Annotated in this window: 10 protein-coding genes; 2 read left to right on the top strand and 8 right to left on the bottom strand. The window is 67.6% G+C overall.

The genetic code is table 11. The features are described 5' to 3' along the window. Nucleotides 1-51: 51 nt before the first annotated feature. Nucleotides 52-912: a LytTR family DNA-binding domain-containing protein gene (locus VG556_RS02755; protein ID WP_100449974.1), complete on the bottom strand. Its 861-nt coding sequence runs from the start codon at nucleotides 910-912 to the stop codon at nucleotides 52-54. A gap of 175 nt (nucleotides 913-1,087) precedes the next feature. On the opposite strand from VG556_RS02755, the gene VG556_RS02760 reads away from it, so the two are divergent. Then, a complete protein-coding gene (locus VG556_RS02760; protein WP_100449973.1) occupies nucleotides 1,088-2,287 on the top strand; it encodes an acyltransferase family protein in 1,200 nt (399 codons plus the stop codon). Nucleotides 2,288-2,389: 102 nt separating this feature from the next. Here VG556_RS02760 and VG556_RS02765 read toward each other — a convergent pair whose 3' ends face one another. Both VG556_RS02765 and recJ read right to left on the bottom strand, forming a co-directional pair. Continuing rightward, complete coding sequence (locus VG556_RS02765) at nucleotides 2,390-5,302, bottom strand: VIT domain-containing protein (protein ID WP_100449972.1); 2,913 nt, start codon at nucleotides 5,300-5,302, stop codon at nucleotides 2,390-2,392. Between the two features lie 142 nt (nucleotides 5,303-5,444). Then, the gene (recJ, locus tag VG556_RS02770; protein WP_100449996.1) at nucleotides 5,445-7,202 is read right to left on the bottom strand and encodes a single-stranded-DNA-specific exonuclease RecJ; all 1,758 of its coding nucleotides are present in this window, start codon (nucleotides 7,200-7,202) and stop codon (nucleotides 5,445-5,447) included. Between the two features lie 145 nt (nucleotides 7,203-7,347). Between recJ and VG556_RS02775 the strand changes: the two genes are divergently transcribed. Next, on the top strand, nucleotides 7,348-8,388 hold the full coding sequence (locus VG556_RS02775; RefSeq protein WP_049408778.1) for a DUF1176 domain-containing protein: 1,041 nt from the start codon (nucleotides 7,348-7,350) through the stop codon (nucleotides 8,386-8,388). A 142-nt stretch (nucleotides 8,389-8,530) separates the two neighbouring features. Here VG556_RS02775 and VG556_RS02780 read toward each other — a convergent pair whose 3' ends face one another. From VG556_RS02780 to dapB, 5 genes are all read right to left on the bottom strand, one after another. Beyond that, the gene (locus VG556_RS02780; protein WP_014646995.1) at nucleotides 8,531-9,448 is read right to left on the bottom strand and encodes a Regulatory protein, RpfE type; all 918 of its coding nucleotides are present in this window, start codon (nucleotides 9,446-9,448) and stop codon (nucleotides 8,531-8,533) included. A 4-nt stretch (nucleotides 9,449-9,452) separates the two neighbouring features. After that, nucleotides 9,453-9,917, bottom strand: a complete 465-nt coding sequence (greA, locus tag VG556_RS02785) for a transcription elongation factor GreA (RefSeq protein ID WP_026347191.1) — start codon at nucleotides 9,915-9,917, stop codon at nucleotides 9,453-9,455. 8 nt (nucleotides 9,918-9,925) lie between these two features. After that, entirely contained in the window at nucleotides 9,926-13,168 is a 3,243-nt protein-coding gene (gene carB / locus VG556_RS02790; RefSeq protein WP_014646994.1) for a carbamoyl-phosphate synthase large subunit, read from the bottom strand. 149 nt (nucleotides 13,169-13,317) lie between these two features. After that, nucleotides 13,318-14,445, bottom strand: coding sequence for a glutamine-hydrolyzing carbamoyl-phosphate synthase small subunit (gene carA, locus VG556_RS02795; RefSeq protein ID WP_014646993.1), 1,128 nt, complete (start codon nucleotides 14,443-14,445; stop codon nucleotides 13,318-13,320). Nucleotides 14,446-14,780: 335 nt separating this feature from the next. After that, nucleotides 14,781-15,500, bottom strand: a complete 720-nt coding sequence (dapB, locus tag VG556_RS02800; RefSeq protein WP_100449971.1) for a 4-hydroxy-tetrahydrodipicolinate reductase — start codon at nucleotides 15,498-15,500, stop codon at nucleotides 14,781-14,783. Between the last annotated feature and the right edge of the window lie 31 nt (nucleotides 15,501-15,531).

Consider the following 15,531-nt stretch of genomic DNA (forward strand, 5'->3'; position numbering starts at 1 on the left):
AAAGATGACTGGTAATGATACCGCAGGCTGCGGGTGCCCGGAATGAGGGCCTCACCCTGTCCCCAGCGCCTGCCGCAGCAGCGGCAGCTGGCGCCGGCTGCACGGCACTTTCGCCCCGTCGGCCATGTGCAGCAGAGCCTCGCCACCGTCCAGCGGCTCGATCGAGCGCAGCTGGCCCCGATGGATCAGCCAGCTGCGGTGCGGGCGCAGGAACTCGCCCGGGTCGAGCCGCTGCTCCAGCACCGCCATGGTGATCCGCAGCGGATAGTCGTGGCCGCGTACCCGCAGGTTCACATAGTTCCCCGCGGCCTGGGCATACTCCACGTCGGCCGTGGCGACCAGGAACTCCTTGCCCAGCTTGCGCACCAGGAAGTGCTGGGGGCGCTCGACCGGCTCCACCGGCGGGCCGACGTCCGGCTCGGCCAGCAGGCTCGCCTCGCCCTGCCTGCGCCGGCCGAACCAGCTGGCAAAGTGCTCCAGTGCCACGAACATCGCAAACGTGCGTACATCCTTCAGGTATTCGTAGGCAAAACGCTCCAGCCAGCCGGCATCATCCTGGTAGCGATGGCCCAGCGACCCGTAGGCCAGGTGCCGCAGCAGCACCATCCCCACCACGTGCAGCAGCGACCAGCCGACGCTGGCCAGCAGATACAGCGGCAACCGCCGCTTCCAGGTATCGGCATGCAGCGGCCAGCGCTCGCAGCCCCACCACAGCAGCGGCAGGGTCAACAGGACCAGGCCGAGGCTGCTGAACTCCCAGATCATCGGCTCCCACAGCCCGAGATCGGCGCCGCGGCGACTGGCGTCCATCACTTCCACCAGCGCATTGGTCACTGCCGAGGCCGACAGGATCGCCGCCCATACCAGCAGGCGGGTTGAAGTACGCCAGCGCGATGGTCGGCCCTGGGTCATTGCTGCATCCATGTCGTTGCGGTGCTCCAGCCTGCCTCAAGGGACAAAGGGTAGCGGCTCCATTGGTCCCACAACCCCCGCCATTGGTCACTGCGTCGGTTCCAGCGGCCCCTTGCCAGTCGCCGCACGGACCGGGCGGCGTCACCTTGGCTCGACTCTCCGGCACACCACCACCATGACCCGACGCTACGACATCGACGCCCTGCGCGTGTTCGCCTTCGCCCTGCTGATCCTCTACCACACCGCCATGGCCTACGTGGACGACTGGGGCTTTCACCTCAAGAGCGTGCATACCGCCGAATGGCTGCAGTGGCCGATGCTGTTCGTCAACCGCTGGCGGATGTCGCTGCTGTTCCTGATCTCGGGTATCGCCATCGCGCTGATGCGGCCGGAAGGCAGGTTGCTGCGCTTCGCCGGCCTGCGCACCTGGCGGCTGCTGCTGCCGCTGCTGTTCGGCATGTTCGTGATCGTGCCGATCCAGCCCTATTGCGAAGGCGTGGCAAACGGCCACGTGGCACCCGGCTTCGGCCACTTCCTGCTGCGCTACTGGCAGGTGCGGCCGTGGCCGGAAGGCAGCTTCGCCGGCTGGCAGTACGGCATCACCTGGAACCACCTGTGGTACCTGGCCTATCTGTGGAACTACACGCTGGCCTTGGCCCTGTTGATGCCATTGCTGGGAACGACGGTGGTTCGCCGCGCGATGGCGCTCTGCGCAGCATCGCCGATGCTGCTGATCGGCCTTCCGTCCGTCCTGCTGCTGGCCTGGGTGATCTGGCTGGAGCCGATCTACCCGTCCACCAATGCCCTGCTCGGCGACTGGTACCAGCACGCGAAGTACGCGACGGTGTTCCTGGCCGGCTACCTGCTGGGTCGTGAACCGGTGTTCTGGGAGCGCGTGGTCGCCCTGCGCCGCACGACGCTATGGCTGGCGCTGGCTGCCGTCGGCTGGTATCTGGGGTTGCGCATCCTTGGCCAGGTACTGCCAGCTGACTCCTCGCTGCGGCAATGGCCCGAACCGTTCTGGGACCTGCAGGGCCGGGCCAGCCAGTCGCTTTACGTATGGACCGCGCTGCTGGCCATCCTCGGCTGGGGAAAGGTCTTCCTCGATCGCCCGTTCCGCTGGCTGCCGTACTGCACCGAGGCGATCTATCCCTGGTACATGCTGCACCAGAGCCTGATCATCGTGCTGTTGTTCTGGCTCAAGCCACTTCAGTTGGGCCCGTGGATGGAACCGGCCCTGCTGCTGGCCGGTACTGTCGGCGGCTGCCTGCTGATCCATGAGTTGCTGATCCGTCGCGTGCGTTGGCTGCGGCCCCTGTTCGGCCTGCGTGCGAATCCGCCGGCGGCGCCAATGGCGCGCACCGCAGTAGTGTAGAGCCGAGCCCGCGCTCGGCTGCCTCTGCCATGAGCCGCGCATGTGCCCGGCGCTACATCAAGGCAGTCGAGCCAGCTCGACTCTACACGGGTGTCCGAGCGGTCAACGCACCTCGAACTCGCCCACCAGCACGGTTTCGGCGCGATCCTTCAGCCGCATCGTCACCATCTGGTCCTTCTGCTTGGCCGTGCCCCAGTGGGTGGTCAGGCGCAGCATCAGCGTCGTCGCACCGGTCACCAGTTGCTGGCGACTGCCGAAATAGTTCGCCTCGACCTTGTACTTGCCCGGCTTGGCGTTGCGCAGCGAGAACTGCTCGGGGCCATAGCCGCCGGTGAAGTCCTGCGACATCCGCCCGCCCTGGTAGGTCTGGCGGTTGCCGTAGTAGGCACGCTCGCCGTTCGGGTCGGTCACCCACAGGTCCATGTCGCTGTTGTCGGCATCCCAGGACAGCACCACGCGCAGGTCCAGCGGCATTGCCTGCAGCAGGCGCGGGTCGATGGCCGAGGTATCCAGCCGTGGCGTGCTGCGCGCCACCAGGTTGGTCAGCTCATCCAATGCGATCAGGGCGATGCCATCGAAGCGGCTGTCCCACGGCCGCACCACCACCTGGTACAGCGGCGCCAGCGCCTGTTGCGGCTTGCCGGCCGCTGCCAGCGCCAGGCCCAGGTCGCGGAAGCTCTGCGGTTCTTCCTGGCCCATCGCCAGCACCTGCTCGAACACCGGCACCGCCAGTGCCGGGGCATCAGCCTGCATCAGCCGGTAGCCGAGCACGCGCAGCAGATGCCGGTTGTCCAGATCCATCTCGGCCAGGTTCGACAGTACCCGCAGTGCCAGTTCGCGCTGGCCCTGCTCCAGCAGCAGGTCGGCCACATCGAGGAAGAACGCGCTGCTGTCGGCGTGGGCATCGCGCTCGGCCAGATAGCGGTCGTAAAGTTGCGACGGCGGACCCTGGCGCAGGCGCCGGGCGATGGCCGAGTCCGGCTGCCAGGCCGCCAGCTGGATGCCGAGTTGGCCGTCGTTGGCAGCAGCGGGCGCAGCGACACGGCCACCAGTGACTGTGATTGAATCCAGGGCCTTGTTCGATGCAGGCGCTGAGCGACGCGCACGCGCGCTGCTGGCTTCCATGCGCTGCTCGGCGGCGGCGGCCATCGGTGCCGGGGCGGGTGGTGCCGCCGGGGCCGGCGCGGCGAGCATCGCCACCGGCGCTGATTCCATCGCGTAGTCCGCGGAGGCCACTTCGAGTGCCCCGCCCTTCGGCTGCGGCGGCACACCCTTCGGCCAGCTGCGGTTCCACCACTGCTGGCGCTCCTTCCAGCGAGCGGCCACTTCATCCAGGCGCTGGCGATCGGCTGCGGCGCGATCACTTACCTGCACTGCAAACCTGGCGTCGTACTCGGCGCGCAACGTGCCCGAAGGGCGGATCGCATAGCGCAGGTAGTCCTCCAGCGTCTCCAGCACGATCAGCGAGGTATCCGGCCCGACCAGGCCGAACTGTTGTGACAGGCGCTGCATCGCCTCGCGGTTGCCACGGCGATCGGCGGCCAGCTGCTGCAGGCGCGCCTGCGCCCACAAGCCCGCCAGCAGTTCTCCGTCGTTGCTCTTCTGCGTGGCGGGCAGCGCCTGCCATTCGCCGCCACCCACGCGCACCCGCATCGGCACACCGTCGGCCGCCAGTCGTGCATGCAGCCACAACCAGCCCTGGGCTTCACTGCGACGATCGATCACCACGTCCTGCACGCCGCGCCCTGCATCGACCTGCACATCCATCGGCGACGATAGCAGCTCACGGGCGGCCAATTCGACATCCTTCCCCAGCGCTACGAAGCGACCACCATGCGCTTCGCTCCAGCCACGCAGTCGCACGGCATCGGTGCGCGCACCGGCGCTGCTGACCGCAAACAGGCGTTGGTCCGGCGCCATCGCCGGCAGCTGTTCCGGCCCATAGGTCAGCAGGCCATCGCTGACCAGCAGGTATTCCTTCACGCCCGGCTGCGGCTGCCACTGCGCCAGTGCGCTGGCGCCGTCCGGACGCACGGCCTGCAGTGCTGCGCGCAGCTCGTTCCAGTTGCCGGCGCGGATGCGGAATCGACGCACCGGCTCGGCGCGATCGCGCAGCACGGTCAAGGCCACGGTGCCGTCACCCATCGCAGCGAAGTAGCGATCCAGCAGGGCGAACTCACGCGAGCGATCGCGCTGTCCCGCCGAACCGGAGCCGTCCCACAGCAGGCCGATCTCGCTGGGCAACGTGCGCGGCGTGCTGCTGGCCACCACCGGCAGCTGCGCCAACAGGTAATGGCCGTCCTGCCAGGGCGCCACCTGCACCTGTGCCTGTCGGGCTGCCGGCAGGCTCCACTGCAGCTGCTGCGGCAGCTGCGCGCCCCTGCCCTGCCACTGCAGCTGGCCCGCGCTGATGCGGAATGGCGCCGTACCCGCGGTGGCCGTGTCGGGGGCCTGCAGTTTCAGCTCAACCGAGGCTGCACCGGCGGCGAACTGCAGCGGCAGTGTCCACTGCCAGCCTTGGCCGGCGAAGGCCAACGGCTCGCGAATCACCAGCTCCACGCGCCGGCTACCGCCGGCCGGCAGCGGGTAGATGCGCAACCGGAACTGGTTGCCAGCGGTCTGTTCCAGCAGGCCCGGGTCGACCCCGCGACGGGCGATCTCCTCGAACACCTGGCGGCCGCGATCCTTGGGCACCGGCACCGCGTCACGCATCTCGCCGTTGATATCCAGCGCGAAGCCGCTGATCTGCTGGCCATCGGCCAGTGGAAACTGCAGCTCGCCCTCCAGTACCCGCCGGTTGGGGTTGTGGAATTCCAGCGTGATCCGGGTCTGGGCGATGCCGGCCTGGACTTCGCCTTCGATGTGGGCGTGTCGCAGCTGCACCGCCTGCTCGGCGGCCGGGGCAATCAGCAAAGGCATGCTGGCCTGCGGCCGGGAGATCGGCGGCGACTGCGCGCCAGCGGGCCAGGCCGCGAGGGCCAGCAACAACACAGTGCAGCAACGGACGAAGACCATGAGCGGACTCCAGTGGGATCGTGAACCTTTGAACGCACCAGCAACCGTAATGGGGTTGGCGCCCCCAAAAAGGGGACGGAGGGGATTAAGTCGCAAGTGGCAAACAAGGCACAAGCGACTTAATCCCCTCCGTCCCCTTTTTTCATGCGGGCAGGCAGTGCTCCACGATCAGCTGGATGGCGCTGCCGCCACGATAGTCGTCGCAGGCGAGGCGATAGGCGAGATGCACATGGCGACCGGGCGCGTTGCCGTGCCAGCCGCCGAAATGGATGGCGTTGATCGTGCCGGGTACGCCGGGCAGGCGCAGTTCCAGCTTCAGGTGACGCTCCTTCAGCACGCGCCAGTTGGCCACTTCGAAGTGGCCGTCGAACAGCGGCTCGGGGAAGCCCTGGCCCCACGGCCCGGCCAGGCGCAACGCATCGGCGTGGCGATGGTCCAGCTCGTCCGCCGCCAGTTCGCCATCACTGAGGACCTGCTGCTGCAGTGCCGCCGGATCGAGCATCTCCAGCACCACCGCGACGAAGGCGGCCTTGAAGTCATCGATGTGGTCACGCCGCAGGCTGAGGCCGGCCGCCATGGCGTGGCCACCGAAGCGTTCGATCAGGCCCGGGTGGCGCGCATCGACCAGCGCCAGGGCGTCACGGATGTGCAGGCCGGGAATGGAGCGCGCCGAGCCTCGCAGGGTGTCGGCGCCGGGTTCGGCCGGGGCGAAGGCAATCACCGGACGATGCAGGCGATCCTTCATCTTCGATGCGACCAGGCCAACCACACCCGGATGCCAGTCGGCATCGAACAGGCAGGCCGCCACCGGTCGCTGCCCCGACATGTCGAGCACCACGCGGGTCAACGCCTGCTCGGCGTCATCGGTCATCGACTGCTGCACCGCGCGGCGTTCTGCGTTGATCTGCTCCAGCGTCTGCGCGATCTCCCGCGCCTGGCGCGGGTCTTCGGTCAGCAGCAGCGCGATGCCCAGCGCCATGTCTTCCAGCCGGCCCGCGGCATTCAGGCGCGGGCCGAGCGCGAAGCCAATGTCGGTGGCAGTGAGCCGCGCGGCATCACGGCCGCTGGCTTGGATCAGCGCACGCAGGCCGACACAGCCCTGCCCCGCGCGCAGACGGCGCAGGCCCGCGCTGACCAGTGCCCGGTTGTTCGGATCCAGCGCCACCAAGTCGGCGACGGTGCCGACCGCCACCAGGTCCAGCAGCGTGGTGAGGTCCGGCCCCTTGCCATCGGCGAAGACGCCGGCCTCGCGCATGTGCCGGCGCAGCGCCATCAGCACGTAGAAGATCACGCCGACGCCGGCCAGTGACTTGCTGGGGAAGGCATCACCGTCGAGATTGGGATCGACGATGACATCGGCCGGCGGCAGCTGCGGCCCGGGAAGGTGATGGTCGGTGACCAGCACCTGCCAGCCGCGCGCCTTGGCGGCGGTCACGCCCGCATGGCAGGCGATGCCGTGATCTACAGTCACCAGCAGGTCCGGCTGCAGCGCGGCCAGTTCCTCCACCAGCGACGGCGACAGGCCATAGCCATGCACCATGCGGTTCGGCACCGCGTGGAAGACGTGCTGCGCGCCGAGCATGCGCAGGCCGCGCACGCCGACCGCACAGGCGGTGGCGCCATCGCAATCGAAATCGCCGACCACCAGGATGCGCCTGTCATTGGCGATGGCCTCGATCAGCAGACCCACCGCATCATCGATGCCGGTCAGCAACTCGGGCGCGTGGAGGCTGCCCAGTTTCGGCAGCGCCAGCTCTGGCGTACCTGCGCCACGGCTGGCATACAGGCGCGCCAGCAGTGGCAGCGTGCCCTCTGGCCAGCTGCCGGGTACGACCGCATCGCGGCGGCGGATCATCGGCGTATCGGAGGAGGAGTGCGCAGCATCGGCGGCAAGGGACATCGGCATCGCCGGGTTGCGGAAGACATCCCCATGATAGCGCGGGGTCGGATCTCTCTGCCCGCAGGAGGCTCCACCCCGATCGCGAGCATTTGGAATCTGCCAGCATATCTTCCATGCTTGTCGGCCCGGAAATGGACTTCAACGCATGCATCGCACGCTCCTTCCCGCGCTGCTGGGCATCGCCCTGGCCCCGGCCGTCCACGCCGCCACGCCCGAACCGAAGGCCGGCGTGCAGTTCCAGCACAACGACTGGTCGCTGGCCTGTGACAACACCCGCACCTGCCGCGCCGCCGGCTACAGTCCGGAACAACCCGGCAATCTGCTCAGCCTGATGCTGGAACGCGCGGGCGGCCCGGGTACGAAGGTGCTCGCGCGGCTGCGCAATGGCGAGGATGGCGAAAGCCCGACGCCGACCGGGGCGCTGCGCCTGCGCCTGAACGGCAAGGACCTGGGCCCGGTGCACGACACCGGCGACGGGGACAACGTGTTGTTGCAGCAGGCACAGACCGATGCACTGGTCGCCGCACTGCCGCGCCAGGCACGCATCGAGATCATCGACGGCAAGGGCAAGGCGTGGCCGATCTCCGACAGCGGCGCAGCGGCCGTACTGCTGAAGATGGACGAGGCCCAGGGCCGGCTGGGCACGCCCGGTGCGCTGGTGCGGCGTGGCGACAAGCCCGAAGCGAGCGTGCCTGCGGCATTGCCGGTACCAGTGATCGTGCGCGGCACGCTGATGGCACCGCGCGCCTCGGACGCGGCGCTGGCCAAGGCAACGGGCCTGCGCAAGGCGCTGATCGCCAGCCTGCCGAAGCCGGATGAGTGCGGCCGCCTGAGCGATGGCGGGACAGATGAGATCGAGATCCAGCGACTGGACGCCCAGCATGTACTGGCAAGCACCAGTTGCTTCGTGGGTGCCTACAACATGAGCAACGCCTACTGGGTGGTGCGAGACAGATCGCCGTACCAGGCGACCTTTGTCACCAACCTGGCCGAAGATTTTGACCGCGATGACGCTACGCTGCGAGGCCGCTCCCGAGGCCGCGGTGTCGGCGATTGCATCTCCGCCAATGACTGGGTGTGGGACGGGGAGCGCTTCGTGAAGAGCAGCGATTTCACGACGGGCCAGTGTCGCAATATGCTCGGCGGGCACTGGACACTGCCGACGGTGGTCAGCGAGGTCCGTTGAGGCGCCGCTACATGCGGTAGTGCCGGCCGCTGGTCGGCAACCCCGACAAACCCTGGGGGTCAGAGCCGTTTTCCGATGGAAAACGGATCCGACCCCGATCGGTCGATGGAAAACGGATCCGACCCCGATCGGTCGACCCCGATCAATCGTGAAGCTGCCGCGGCTTCTTCCAGAACTGCCAGCGCTGGCCGCGGTCCAGCTGGAACTGCAGGCCGTCCTCGAAATCGAGCACCAGCCGCTGCAGCTCGCCACGCTTGAGCGCGGCCAGCAGCGGCCGGATTGCATCATTGCCGAGCTGCTGCAGCGAACGCAGCTGGCGCAGGTCGACCAGTGCATCCACCGCCTGCTCGCCATCCACGGCTACGCCAGCCGCCAGGGCCAGGCCCTGCAGCAGGGCATCGCGGCTGCGCACCTGTGCGTGCGGCGTGCTGACCGACACCGGCATCACGCCACCGCCCCAGAACCACAGCGAATTGATCGGCTGTTGTCCCTGCGCGGCGCGCTGCTGGTTCCAGGAATGGTTGTGCAGCAGTACCTGCGCTTCGGTCATCAGCGCCCGCCAGCGACGGCCGCCCTCGCCCTCCGGCAGATGCGAGAACAGGTCATCGCCCAGCACCTCGTCCGGACTATTGAAGTCCGGCAGCACCAGGTCGATTGGAAGCCGCAGGTACCAGCGCGACGGGTCCGGTGCGTCAAGCACGAACCCGGCATCGGCAAACAAGGGCTGCAGCACCGGCAGCAGGGCCAGGCTGTCGGCCAGCGTCGGCCGCAGCGTTTCGCCGTAGGCCATCATCCGCGCGCCATGCATGTCCGGCACCATGCAGGCCGGATCGGCACGCAGCCAGCTGGCGCCGGCCGCATCGCCGACGTCGCGCTGGCGGGTCAACGCGGCCACCGGCCAGTGCGGCGCGGCAACCGCGAAATGGCGCGTCAGCTGCGCGCGTTCGCCCGGCGCGACCTGCACGGTCGTGGCACGGCCGAGCGCACGTGCCACATCGTCCGGCAACGCAGCCGCGGCAAAGCGGCTGCGGGCCGGCAACAGCAGGGTCGCCGTTGCCACCGTGTCAGTCCACGTAGCTGACGCTGACGATCTCGTACTCGCGCTGGCCGGCCGGGGCGTCGATCACGATCGAATCGCCTTCCAGCTTGCCGATCATCGCGCGCGCCACCGGCGAGGAAATCGCGATCAGGCCCAGCTTGATGTCCGCTTCCAGGTCACCGACGATCTGGTACTTCTTCTCTTCGTCGGTTTCCACGTCGGCCAGCGTCACGCTGGCGCCGAACACCACCTTGGAGCCGGCGTTGAGCTTGCTCACGTCGATGATCTCGGCGTGCGACAGCTCGCCTTCCAGCTGCTTGATGCGGCCTTCGATGAAGCCCTGTTCCTCGCGCGCGGCGTGGTACTCGGCGTTCTCCTTCAGGTCGCCATGCTCACGCGCTTCGGCGATGGCGGCGATCACCTTCGGGCGCTTGACCGACTTCAGGTGATCCAGTTCGTCGCGCAGCTTCTGCGCGCCCTTCATGGTGATGGGGGCTCTCATGCATTCAACTCCTTGTGCAGCTCCTGCAGCGACCAGACGGGACCGGTGCCGCGGAATTCCAGTGAATCCACCAGCGCCTTGGCGCCGGCAATGGTGGTCGAGTAGGTGACGCGATGCTGCAGCGCCTCGCGACGGATCGAGAACGAGTCGTTGATCGCCGAACGACCTTCGGTCGTGTTGACGATGTAGACGATCTCGCCGTTCTTGATCGAGTCGACGATGTGCGGACGGCCTTCGACCACCTTGTTGATGATCTCGCAGTCCATGCCGTGCTGCTGCAGCCAGGCGGCGGTGCCACGGGTGGCGACCAGGCTGTAGCCACGCGCCAGCAGCGCCTTGGCCACCGGCAGCACGCGCTTCTTGTCCGGATCACGCACCGAGACGAAGGCCTTGCCAACCGGCGGGGCCTTGATGCCGCCGGCTTCCTGCGCCCGCGCGAAGGCGGCGTTGAAGGTGCGGCCCACGCCCATCACCTCACCGGTGGAGCGCATCTCCGGCCCGAGGATCGGGTCGACGCCCTGGAACTTGGCGAACGGGAAGATCGCTTCCTTCACCGAGTAGTAGTCCGGCACGATTTCCTTGGTCGCGCCCTGCTCGGCCAGCGTCTTGCCGGCCATGCAGCGGGCGGCGATCTTGGCCAGCGGCATGCCGGTGGCCTTGGACACGAACGGCACGGTGCGCGAGGCACGCGGGTTCACTTCCAACAGGTAGATGGTGTCGGCACCCTCGTCGCTGGTCTGGATCGCGAACTGGGTGTTCATCAGGCCGACCACGTTCAGGGCCTTGGCCAGCTCCACCACCTGGCGGCGCAGCTCGGCCTGGGTTTCAGCCGACAGCGAGTACGGCGGCAGCGAGCACGAGGAATCGCCCGAGTGCACGCCGGCTTCTTCGATGTGCTCCATCACGCCACCGATCAGGACGTTGCCCTGGGCATCGGCAATGATGTCGACGTCGCACTCCACGGCGTTGTCGAGGAAGCGGTCCAGCAGCACCGGCGAATCGTTGGACACCTTCACCGCGTCGCGCACGTAGCGGGCCAGGTCGGCTTCGCCGTAGACGATTTCCATCGCACGGCCGCCCAGCACGTAGCTCGGGCGCACCACCAGCGGGTAGCCGATCTCGCGGGCCAGCAGCAGGGCTTCCTGGTCGTTGCGGGCGATGCGGTTCGGCGGCTGCTTCAGGCCCAGCGTGTCGACCAGCTGCTGGAAGCGCTCGCGGTCTTCGGCCAGGTCGATCGAGTCCGGGCTGGTGCCGATCACCGGCACGCCATTGGCTTCCAGCGCGCGCGCCAGCTTCAGCGGGGTCTGGCCGCCGTACTGCACGATCACGCCCTTCGGCTGTTCCAGTTCGACGATCTCCAGCACGTCTTCCAGGGTCAGCGGTTCGAAGTACAGGCGGTCGGAGGTGTCGTAGTCGGTCGACACGGTTTCCGGGTTGCAGTTGACCATGATGGTTTCATAGCCATCCTCGCGCAGCGCCAGTGCCGCGTGCACGCAGCAGTAGTCGAACTCGATGCCCTGGCCGATGCGGTTCGGGCCACCGCCCAGGATCATGATCTTGTCGCGGTTGCTCGGCGCGGCCTCGCACTCGTCCTCGTAGGTCGAGTACAGGTAGGCGGTACCGGTGGAGAATTCACCCGCACAGGAGTCCACGCGCTTGTAGACCGGGCGCACCTTGTGCGCACGACGCAGCGCGCGGATGGCGGCTTCATTGGTGCCGGTCAGCTGCGCCAGGCGCGCATCGGAGAAGCCAGCACGCTTCAGCTTGCGCAGGCGTGCGGCGTCCAGCGCGTCGATGCCACCGGCCGCGACTTCGCCTTCTGCAGCGATGATTTCCTCGATCTGGTCCAGGAACCAGTGGTCGATGAACGACAGTGCGTAGATCTCTTCCACGCTCATGCCGGCGCGGAACGCATCGGCGACGAAGAACAGGCGCTCCGGGCCCGGCGCCTTCAGCTCGCGACGCAGGGTCTGCAGGTCGTCTTCGTTGGCCAGGTCCAGGCCGGTCGGGTCGAAGCCGACCTTGCCGGTTTCCAGGCCACGCAGGGCCTTCTGCACCGACTCCTGGAAGGTGCGGCCCATCGCCATCACCTCACCCACCGACTTCATCTGGGTGGTCAGGCGGGCGTCGGCGGCCGGGAACTTCTCGAAGGCGAAACGCGGGATCTTGGTGACGACATAGTCGATCGACGGTTCGAACGAGGCCGGGGTCAGGCCACCGGTGATCTCGTTCTTCAGTTCGTCCAGGGTGTAACCCACGGCCAGCTTGGCGGCGACCTTGGCGATCGGGAAGCCGGTGGCCTTGGAGGCCAGCGCCGAGGAACGCGACACGCGCGGGTTCATCTCGATGACGACCACGCGGCCGGTCTTCGGGTTGATGCCGAACTGCACGTTCGAGCCACCGGTATCGACGCCGATCTTGCGCAGCACGGCGATGGAGGCATCGCGCAGGCGCTGGTACTCCTTGTCCGTCAGGGTCTGCGCCGGCGCCACGGTGATCGAGTCACCGGTGTGCACGCCCATCGGGTCCAGGTTTTCGATCGAGCAGACGATGATGCAGTTGTCCGCAGTGTCGCGGACCACTTCCATCTCGAATTCCTTCCAGCCCAGCACCGACTCTTCCACCAGCACTTCGGTGGTCGGCGACAGCTCCAGGCCGCGGCTGACGATCTCGACCAGCTCTTCGCGGTTGTAGGCGATGCCGCCACCGCTGCCGCCCAGGGTGAAGCTGGGGCGGATGATGGTCGGATAGCCGACGCGGGTCTGGATTTCCAGCGCTTCGTCCAGGGTGTGGGCGACGGCGGCGGTCGGGCATTCCAGGCCGATCTCACCCATGGCGACGCGGAACAGCTCGCGGTCTTCGGCCATGCGGATCGCTTCGCGCTTGGCGCCGATCAGTTCGACGTTGTACTTCTCCAGCACGCCGTTGTCGGCCAGGTCCAGCGCGCAGTTCAGCGCGGTCTGGCCGCCCATGGTCGGCAGCAGCGCATCGGGCTTTTCCTTGGCGATGATCTTCTCGACCGTCTGCCAGTTGATCGGCTCGATGTAGACGGCGTCGGCCATCTCCGGGTCGGTCATGATCGTTGCCGGGTTGCTGTTGACCAGCACCACGCGGTAACCCTCGTCACGCAGGGCCTTGCAGGCCTGGGCGCCGGAGTAGTCGAACTCGCAGGCCTGGCCGATGACGATCGGGCCAGCACCGATGATGAGGATGGTCTTGAGGTCAGTGCGCTTGGGCATTTTCTTCTCTAAGTCAGTACAGCGTGACAAGGGGGAGTGATCGCACGCTGTCGATCAGGAATCTTGATCCGCAGCGCCGCGCCGGGGGCAGCAGCGATGCGGGGTTTACGGTCCATCGCGACGCCACCGGGGGGCCGGCGGCGTACTGATCACGCCTTGGCCTGCTCCATCAGCACCACGAAGCGGTCGAACAGCGGACCGACATCGGTCGGGCCCGGCGACGCTTCCGGGTGGCCCTGGAACGAGAACGCCGGCACGTCGGTGCGGGCGACACCCTGGTTGGTGCCGTCGAACAGCGAGCGGTGGGTCACGCGCAGGGTCGGCGGCAGGGTCGCTTCATCGATCGCGAAACCGTGGTTCTGCGAGGTGATCATCACCCGGCCGCTGTCCAGGTCCTGCACCGGGTGATTGGCACCGTGGTGGCCATGGCCCATCTTCATGGTCTGCGCGCCCGAGGCCAGGCCCAGCAGCTGGTGGCCCAGGCAGATGCCGAAGGTCGGGATCTTCACATCGATGAAGGTCTTGATCGCTTCGATGGCGTAGTCACACGGCTCCGGGTCACCCGGGCCGTTGGACAGGAACACGCCGTCCGGCTTCAGGGCCAGCACTTCGGCGGCCGGGGTCTGCGCCGGTACCACGGTCACTTCGCAGCCACGCTCGGCCAGCATGCGCAGGATGTTGGTCTTCACACCGAAGTCGTAGGCCACGACCTTGAACCGGGCCGGCACGCTGACGAAAGCGTTGGCATCCAGGTCCAGCTGGCCCTCGGTCCAGGTGTAGGTCTTCTCGGTAGTGACGACCTTGGCCAGATCCATGCCCTTCAACCCCGGGAACTTGCGGGCGGCTTCCAGTGCCTTTTCCACGTCGATGTCGCCGGCCATCAGCGCACCGTTCTGCGCGCCCTTCTCGCGCAGGATGCGGGTCAGCTTGCGGGTGTCGATGCCGGCGATGGCAACCACGCCACGCTGGATCAGCCAGTCCTGCAGCGACACCTGGCTGCGCCAGTTGCTGGGGCGGCGCGGAACGTCGCGCACGATCAGGCCGGCCGACCACACCTTGGACGCTTCGTTGTCCTGGTCGGTCATGCCGGTGTTACCGATATGCGGATAGGTCAGCGTGACCATCTGCCGGGCGTAGGACGGGTCGGTCAGCACTTCCTGGTAGCCGGTCATGGCGGTGTTGAACACCACCTCACCGACGGACAGGCCGGGCGCGCCTACGGATTCGCCCTCGAATACGGTGCCGTCTTCGAGGACGAGGATTGCGGCTTGGGTCACGGGAATCTCACTTTGGCTACCGAGGGGGCTGCCGAAGTCACGCCTGCGCTTCACGGAAATCCGGTTGCAAAAAAGCGCGGACGTACGGTCTGGGACCGGTCCGGCTTTCGTGATTCGGCGAGTGCGAATTGTAGCGCTGCCGGGGCGCTCGCGCCAGCGGTTATCGCGCTTCATGAACAGGCGATTGCGCATTCATTTCAATCCGGCGGCGTATGCAGGCCGGAGGCGGGGTCGGATCCTTTCCCGAATGGGAAAGGCTCTGACCCCAGGCGCCCTCGGATGGGGTCAGAGCCCTTTCCGCAGGAAAGGGATCCGACCCCACGAATCAGCCCGCCCTACTGCAGCAGGTCCCGCACCCGGTAGCTGCCCGGCGCCCGCCCCTGCAGCTGGCGGGCGGCGAACAGGGCGCCGCGGGCGAAGATGTCGCGGTTGGTGGCCCGATGCACCAGCTCGATGCGCTCGCCCAGACCGGTGAACTGCACCAGGTGCTCGCCCACGATGTCACCGGCACGCAGGCTGGCGTAGTGCGGCTCCGCCCCGCCCCGTTGCGCGGCCGCGCCCAGGGTCAGCGCGGTGCCCGATGGCGCATCCTTCTTCTGGGTGTGGTGCGATTCGACGATGTCGCAGTCCCAGCCGGCCAGCGCCTGCGCCGCGCGCTCCACCAGCTCGTCCAGTACCGCCACGCCCAGGCTGAAGTTCGAGGCCCATACCAGCGGGATCTTCGCCGCCGCGGCCTCCAGCGCCTGGCGCTGCGTGCTGGAGATACCGGTGGTGCCCGACACCAGCCCGGCACCCCGCTCCACGCACAGCGCCAGCATCGGGTCGAAGCCCTCCGGCAGGCTGAAGTCGATCGCCACATCGAACCCCGGCGCGCCGGGCAGCTCACTGGCGCCGAAGAACGGCACGCCGTCGACCACGCGCTGTGCCGGCGCACGGCCGGTCACTGCGGCCACGATCTGCAGGGTTTCGGGATGTTCGGCGGCCAGCCGCAGCAGGGCCTGTCCCATGCGCCCGGAGGCGCCGTGAATGAGCAATCGCAGGGGAGTCTGGTTCATGCCTGCAGGCTAGCGGCAGCACGCCTGCTCC

The sequence above is a fragment of the Stenotrophomonas sp. CASM106 genome (assembly GCF_049384825.1).
Lineage (GTDB): Bacteria > Pseudomonadota > Gammaproteobacteria > Xanthomonadales > Xanthomonadaceae > Stenotrophomonas > Stenotrophomonas muris.